This is a genomic window from Frankia sp. CeRuru1 (assembly GCF_977966315.1).
Window position 1 is genome coordinate 1 of record NZ_CDWWEW010000137.1, and the last position, 6,606, is coordinate 6,606.

The 6,606-nt window shown below is 71.7% G+C and carries 5 protein-coding genes; 3 read left to right on the plus strand and 2 right to left on the minus strand.

The window, feature by feature from the left end:
* Positions 1-567: 567 nt before the first annotated feature.
* Positions 568-1,602 carry a siderophore-interacting protein gene (locus tag AC08OP_RS11990; RefSeq protein ID WP_476614262.1) on the minus strand — a complete coding sequence of 345 codons (1,035 nt, stop codon included), beginning with the start codon at positions 1,600-1,602 and terminating at the stop codon, positions 568-570.
* 252 nt (positions 1,603-1,854) lie between these two features.
* On the opposite strand from AC08OP_RS11990, the gene AC08OP_RS11995 reads away from it, so the two are divergent.
* Both AC08OP_RS11995 and AC08OP_RS12000 read left to right on the plus strand, forming a co-directional pair.
* Positions 1,855-2,595, plus strand: a complete 741-nt coding sequence (locus tag AC08OP_RS11995) for an ArsR/SmtB family transcription factor (protein ID WP_476614263.1) — start codon at positions 1,855-1,857, stop codon at positions 2,593-2,595.
* A 2-nt stretch (positions 2,596-2,597) separates the two neighbouring features.
* Positions 2,598-3,314, plus strand: coding sequence for an SRPBCC family protein (locus AC08OP_RS12000; RefSeq protein ID WP_476614264.1), 717 nt, complete (start codon positions 2,598-2,600; stop codon positions 3,312-3,314).
* Between the two features lie 84 nt (positions 3,315-3,398).
* Here the strand turns inward: AC08OP_RS12000 and AC08OP_RS12005 are convergent, their stop codons facing one another.
* Positions 3,399-4,601 carry an aminotransferase-like domain-containing protein gene (locus AC08OP_RS12005; protein WP_476614265.1) on the minus strand — a complete coding sequence of 401 codons (1,203 nt, stop codon included), beginning with the start codon at positions 4,599-4,601 and terminating at the stop codon, positions 3,399-3,401.
* Positions 4,602-5,371: 770 nt separating this feature from the next.
* Between AC08OP_RS12005 and AC08OP_RS12010 the strand changes: the two genes are divergently transcribed.
* Positions 5,372-6,439 (plus strand): HpcH/HpaI aldolase/citrate lyase family protein, encoded by a 1,068-nt coding sequence (locus AC08OP_RS12010; protein ID WP_476614266.1) that lies wholly within the window; start codon positions 5,372-5,374, stop codon positions 6,437-6,439.
* Positions 6,440-6,606 lie beyond the last annotated feature (167 nt).

Genomic DNA, 6,606 nt, shown 5'->3' on the forward strand with positions numbered 1-6,606 from the left:
CAGGAGGGGCGGAGTCGACCCGGGGGGCGGGCCGACCAGGTGCGGGAGCCGGAGCGGATCACGGTGGGCGCCGGCCGCCGGACCCCGCCGGGGTAGCGCGGTCACCCGGGGAGCCGGCAGATTCACCGACCCGGGTTCCCCGACGATGGGAGGCTTGGCAGGGGGTCTCGCGCTGTCCTCCGTCATGGGCCCCTCTTCGTCGACGGGCACCATTCGCGTGCCGGGTCCACCCGCCACCCCGTGCCGTCGTTCCCCGGTGGGTCGTCCCCGAGCGCCGTCGTCCGGTCCATTCGTCGCCTTGTCCGTGCGACGGCTTGCCCGTGCGACGGCTTGTCGGAATGGAATGCCGTGGCGCGGTGGATCCCCGTAGTCGGGCGGTGTGCGCTGGTACGTGACCAGCCTGCCATGCGGTCGGGTTGCCCGCCGTGACGGAGCCCGGTTGCGTCGGCTACGGGTTGTTTGGCGGGCGAGTTTGGCGGGCGAGGGCCCTGGGACGCGTCCCACCGAAATGCCGCACCCACGATCGGGTGGTCGAGGATCGGGTGGTCGAAGCAGGTGCCGACCCGGTCACCGCCGGCGCTCGGCGGCGCGGGCCTTCACGGTCGCGCCGAGGCCGCGCGCGGTGGTTTCGGCACGCTGCTTCAGCGGCCCGAGGGTGCGGCGCAGCCGATCGATCCGTCCCTCGCCGCCGCGGGTGACATCCGCCGCCTCGCCCTCCCCGTAGTCATGATCGGGATGGTCCGCCGCGCCCAGCCGCCAGTAGCCACGGGTCGACAGGTCGGCGCGGTCCAGCCCCGAGGCGAGCAGGTGACGGCGGATCCGGCGTACCGCCGTGGCCTCGCAGGCCACCCAGGCCGCGGTGCCGGCGGGCAGGGGTATGGCCTCGACGGCCTCGGCCAGCAGTGCGCCGGGAACCCCGCCGTTACGGTGCAGCCAGGTGACGGTCGTCGCGGGGGTGACCGGGAGAGCCCGCCGGCGGCCGGCGTCGCGAACCTCCGCCACCACGGTCACCGGTACCCGAGTGGGCAGCCGTTCCAGCACCGTCGCCAGCGCGGGCAGGCCGGTCTCGTCGGCGGCGAGCAGGCGGTGCGCGGCCGACGTCCGCATCTCGTATCCACCCCCCGGTCCGGCGATGGCGAGATGGTCACCGGGCCGGGCGGTACCCGCCCATCGCCCAGCCGGGCCCTCGCCGTGCAGGAGCATCTCGATCTCCAGTTCGAGGGCCTCGGCGTCGAACCGGCGCGGGGTGTAGGTCCGCACGATCGGGCGGGGCGCACCCGCCGGGAAGACGGGTCGTCCGTCCGGCCCCCAGCCCGGAACGGTCGGTTCGGTCTGCCCGTCGGCCGGCAGGAAGATCTTCACGTGCTGCGCGGCCCGGGGCAGCGAGAATCCGGCCAGCGCCGGCCCACCGAGCGTCACCGTCACCATGTCCCCGGTGAGCGGGGTGACGCGGACGACCCGCAGCCGGCGCGGGGCCGGCCGGGCGTGCCGCGGCGCGGGCCGGTTCTCCGCCGACGCCGACGGGCGGCCGTCGCGCCCGTCCGGTAGTCCGGTCGGGCGGGGCGTGGATGGCACGGAGGAGTCCGGCCCGAACGTCGACATCGGCTCTTGCGTCCTGCCTCTCGTGACCGCGGGCCGGACTGGTTCTGGCCCGCACGGACGGGCTTCAGGCCCGGGACGGGGCCGTCCCGACCTCCGCGAGCCCGGGTGGCATTCCAGGACGAACCTATGCCCCGCCATTCGGGCGATGACTCGCGGAGGGGTGCGACGGTCGTTCCGTACCTGCTCCGTACCTGCCCCGGATCTGCTCCGACAGGATCATCCTCCTTGACAAGGAAAATTTTCGGTAGGACGATGAGGCGCATGTTGGAGGTCGCAGTGATCGATGACCCGGCCGCCGCGGGGGCTGCGCTCGACCCGGTCCGGGCGAGTTTGCTGGCCGCGCTCGCGGAGCCGGGTTCGGCCAGCACCCTGGCCGCTCCCGTGGGGCTGTCACGTCAGCGGGTCAATTACCACCTGCGGGCCCTGGAGCGTCACGGGCTGGTCGAACTCGTCGAGGAACGCAGAAGGGGCAACTGCACCGAGCGCGTACTACGGGCGACGGCGGCCTCCTATGTGATCTCGCCGACCGCGTTGCCGGCGGTCGCCCCGGATCCCGGCCGGTCGCCGGATCAGCGCTCTGCCCGATGGCTGCTCGCGCTCGGTGCCCGGCTGGTGCGGGAGGTCGGCGACCTCATCGCCGGTGCCACCGCTGCCCGGCAGCGGCTGGCGACGTTCGCGATCGACAGCGAGATCCGATTCGCTTCCGCCGCGGACCGCGCCGCGTTCGCCACGGAGCTCGCGGAGACGGTTGCCGCCCTCGTCGGCAGGTACCACGACACCACCGCCGAAGGCGGGCGCTCCCACCGTTTCGTCATCGCCCTGCACCCGAGCGTCACGCGGCCCGAGCGGGTGGCTGTCGGATCCGATGCGGGGTCCGATGCGGGGGAGGACATCCTCGGCCTTGGCACCGCCGGTCCCACCGGCACCGACAGCCCCACCACCGCAGCCGGCCCCACCGGAACCGATGGCCCCACCGCAACCAAGGAGAACTAGAGATGTCCCGTGAGTTCGAGATCCGCCGCGAGGGCGTGCTGCCCACCTCCCCGGAGGAGTACTGGGACGCCGTGACCACCGGTAACGGCGGATGGCTGTGGCCGATGGAGTTCGAGCCCCGGCAGGGTGGCGCCGCGCCCTTCGGGGGCACGGTCACCGTCTGGGACCCGCCGCACCACCTCGTCACCCGGGTGGAGGGTGCGGACGGCTGGTTCAACCAGCTGGAACACGTGATCGAGGGCCGGGACGGCGGCACGACCTCCTTCCGCTACGTCCACAGCGGGATCTTCGTCGACGACTGGGAGAACCAGTACGACGGCGCCAGCCAGCACACCGACTTCTACCTGCACACGCTCGGCCAGTACCTGCGGTACTTCAGCCGCCGGCCGGTGACCTACGTCGCGGCCGACGCGCCGGCGTCCTCGACCGCGCCGGACGCGTTCGTCCGGCTGCGCCGCGAGCTGGGCGTCGCCGACGAGGTCGGCCAGGGCGACGCGCTGCGCGTCACCCTCCCGGGCATCGATCCGCTGGACGCCGTGGTCGACTACCTGCATCCCCACTTCCTTGGCCTGCGGACCGGCGACGGGCTGTACCGCTTCTTCGGCCGCAACGCCTTCGGCGCCCCGATCGGCATCGCCCTGCACCTGTTCGCCCCCGGCGCCGACCAGGCGAAGACCACCCAGGCCTGGACCGACTGGCTGCAGGACCTGTTCGCCTAAGCGCCTTTCCGTCGATCCCCGCCGTTTTGCCGATCCCCGCCGGCTCGTGTCGGGCCGGCACCGGCACCCGGTCAGGGATGACGGTCATACTCCGAACGCCCGTGCCAGCCGCGCCAGCCCCTCCGTGATCTCCACCGGCGGGTGCGTGGTGAAGGACAGGCGCAGCGTCGCGGGGTCCGGCGGCCCCGCGAAAAAAGGAGCACCGGGAACGTAGGCCACGTCGTGCTCCACCACGCCGGGCAGCAGGGCGGTGGCGTCGTGACCGTCGGGGAGGCGGGCCCAGACGAACATGCCGCCCTCGGGTCGGTTCCAGCTGCTCCCGGGCGGCAGTGCCCAGGCGAGCCCGTCGAGGAGCGCGTCGCGGCGTTCGCGGTAGGCGGCGCACATCCGCGCAATGTGCAGGTCGGGGTCGGCGTCGGCCAGATACCGGGCGGCGGCGGCCTGATCGACCGTGGAGGTGTGCAGGTCCGCGGCCTGCTTGGCGATCACGTAGGCCCGCCGCAGCATGGCCGGGGCCCGCAGCCAGCCCAGCCGCATCCCTGGGGCCATGATCTTGGAGAAGCTGCCGAGCAGGACGGTGCGGTCGGCGGCGTCGGCGAACGACGCGATCCACGGCTCCCGCGTGCCCTGGAAGCGCAGCTCACCGTAGGGGTCGTCCTCGACGATCCACAGGCCCTGCTCCGCGGCCACCCGGGCGACGGCCGCGCGGCGCGCCGCGGACAGCGTCCGACCGGTGGGGTTCTGGAAGGTCGGCACCAGGTAGAGCAGCCTGGGACGCTCGCGGGCCACCGTCTCCGCCAGCCGGTCGGGGAGGATCCCGTGCTCGTCGGTGGGGACGGGCACCACCCGGGCACCCGCGAGGCCGAGGCACTGCAGGGCAGCCAGATAGGTCGGATCCTCCACGAGGACCGCGTCACCCGGCTCCACGAGCGTCGCCGACAGCAGCGTCAGGGCCTGCTGCGAGCCCGTCGTGATCAGCAGGTCGTCCGCTCGGGTGGGCAGGCCGCGGCGCGCCAGGCGTTCCGCGACCGCCTGGCGCAGGTCCGGGTCGCCCTCCGTGGCGGAGTACTGCAGCACGCGCCGCGGCTCCTCGGTGAGCACCCGGTCGTAGGCGCGCCGGATCCCGTCGGCGTCGAAGAGCTCGGGAGCGGGTAGACCGCCGGCGAAGGAGATCACCTCCGGGCGGGCGGTCAGCGCGAGGATCTCCCGCACCGGCGAGGTGCGCACGGCGCCGGCTCGGGCGGCGAGACCGGGCACCGCAGCGGCGGGTGGAGCGGCGTTGGTCATGGCGGCTCCTCGAACTCCTTCTCCGGGTTCTCCCCGACGTACACGACCACTCGCCGCCAACCGCCGGGACGGCCGTACAGCGGCGTTCCAGCATGTGGACTGTGCTTCCCGCATCCTGGACTTTCTGGCAATCATAGCCATCGGCGCCGGCTCACGTGGCCGCCCGCGACTCCGCCGGCCGGAGCGAGACGAGCAGGGCGACGGCCCCAAGCAGCGCGATGAGGAGCAACGGCGCGTGGCGCGGGACTGGCTCCAGGGTGTTTCCGACCACTGCGCCCCGGACTGCGGCTGACGGGGTAGTTCCCGGCCCGCTCCCTGCACCGTCAGGCTGTGCCCTTACCGTCAGGCTGCCCACTCATCGACATGATCTGATTATCCTGCGGAGTTTCTGGTCGGGCTGGTTGAGGGGGAGGCAGGTCGAGGGGGCTGCTCGTGAACAGGCACCGAACGCCGACGACGTGCGTAAGACGTCCGCACGGAGAAAGCCAGACTGCGGACCTGGACGGAATGGCGACGGGGAATTCTCCTGTCGCAGTGGTTTATGCGGAACTCATGGAACAGAAATAGAGCGCCCGGATCGCAGAGAATGCCTGCCGACTGGACCACGACCTCGACGGTCGCGATCGGGCGGGAGATGATCAGGGGAGTGTGTCGGACATCGAACTGATACAGTCCGGCGGAGTCGAGTGTCGTCGACTCTGAGTGTCGCGTTGGTCGCCGGGAGTCCGGTCGCCCGGCACCGGCCAGGGTTCCTTCCCGGGAGACTTCACATGCGCAGCGCCAAGGATTTCTTCGCTCCCCTCGCCGTGGGGGCGCCACTCCCGCCTCGCGAGATCCCGTGGCGGCCGTCCCGGATGATTCACTTCTTCGACCCGAGTAACGAGAAGATGGCGGCGAAGCTGCCGCAGATCATCCCCCGGGTCGACGTGCTGCTCGGGAACCTCGAGGACGGCGTCCGGGCGGACAACAAGATCGTTGCCAGGGAGAACCTGATAAAGATCGTCGACGGTGCGGACTTCGGTGAGACGCAGTTCTGGATCCGCCTGAACAGCCTCGACTCACCCTGGGGGCTCGACGACCTGCTCACGCTCGTTCCCGCCATCGGCGAGAATCTCGACGTGGTGATGGTGCCCAAGGTCCAGGGGGCGGAGGACATCCACTATGTGGACCGCCTCCTCGCCCAGTTGGAGGCGAAGGCCGGCCTGTCCCGCCCGGTGCTTGTCCATGCGATTCTGGAGACCGCGCGAGGGGTCGCGAACGTCGAGGAGATCTGCGCGGCAAGTCCCCGCATGCAGGGCCTGTCCCTTGGCCCGGCGGACCTGGCGGCGGACCGGCGGATGAAGACAACCCGTGTCGGCGGTGGGCACCCCGGCTACCTGGTACGCCAGGATCCGCAGCCGGACGACCCGGCGGCCGTCCGAGCCACGTTCCAGCAGGATCCCTGGCACTACACGCTGGCCCGGATGGTAGACGCCTGCGCGGCGAACGGGATCATGCCGTACTACGGGCCGTTCGGTGACATCGCCGACGTCCTCGCCTGCGAGGACCAGTTCCGCAACGCGTTTCTGCTCGGGTGTGTCGGGGCGTGGTCACTGCATCCCGTCCAGATCGACATCGCGAAGAAGGTCTTCAGTCCCGAGCCCGCGGCCGTCGAGTGGGCAAAGCGCGTCGTCGCGGCCATGGGCGACGGAACGGGGGCCGTGATGGTGGACGGCACGATGCAGGACGACGCCTCGGTGAAGCAGTGCCGGGTTATCCTCACTCTCGCCACTCGCCTCGCCGCCCGGGACGCGCAGCTCGCGGCGGCCTACGGACTACCCGCGCCGGAGGCACGATAGGCCGAGTCGCCGTCGGACGTCCATGCGATCGAAAAAGGGCTCGAGGCGGCCGGCGCGCCGGACCGCACCATGATATGGGCGATGGTGGAGACACCTGGTGCCATCCTGCGCGCCCAGGAGATGCGACAGCCTCTCCACCGCGGTGGAAGCACCGCGGTGGAGAGGCT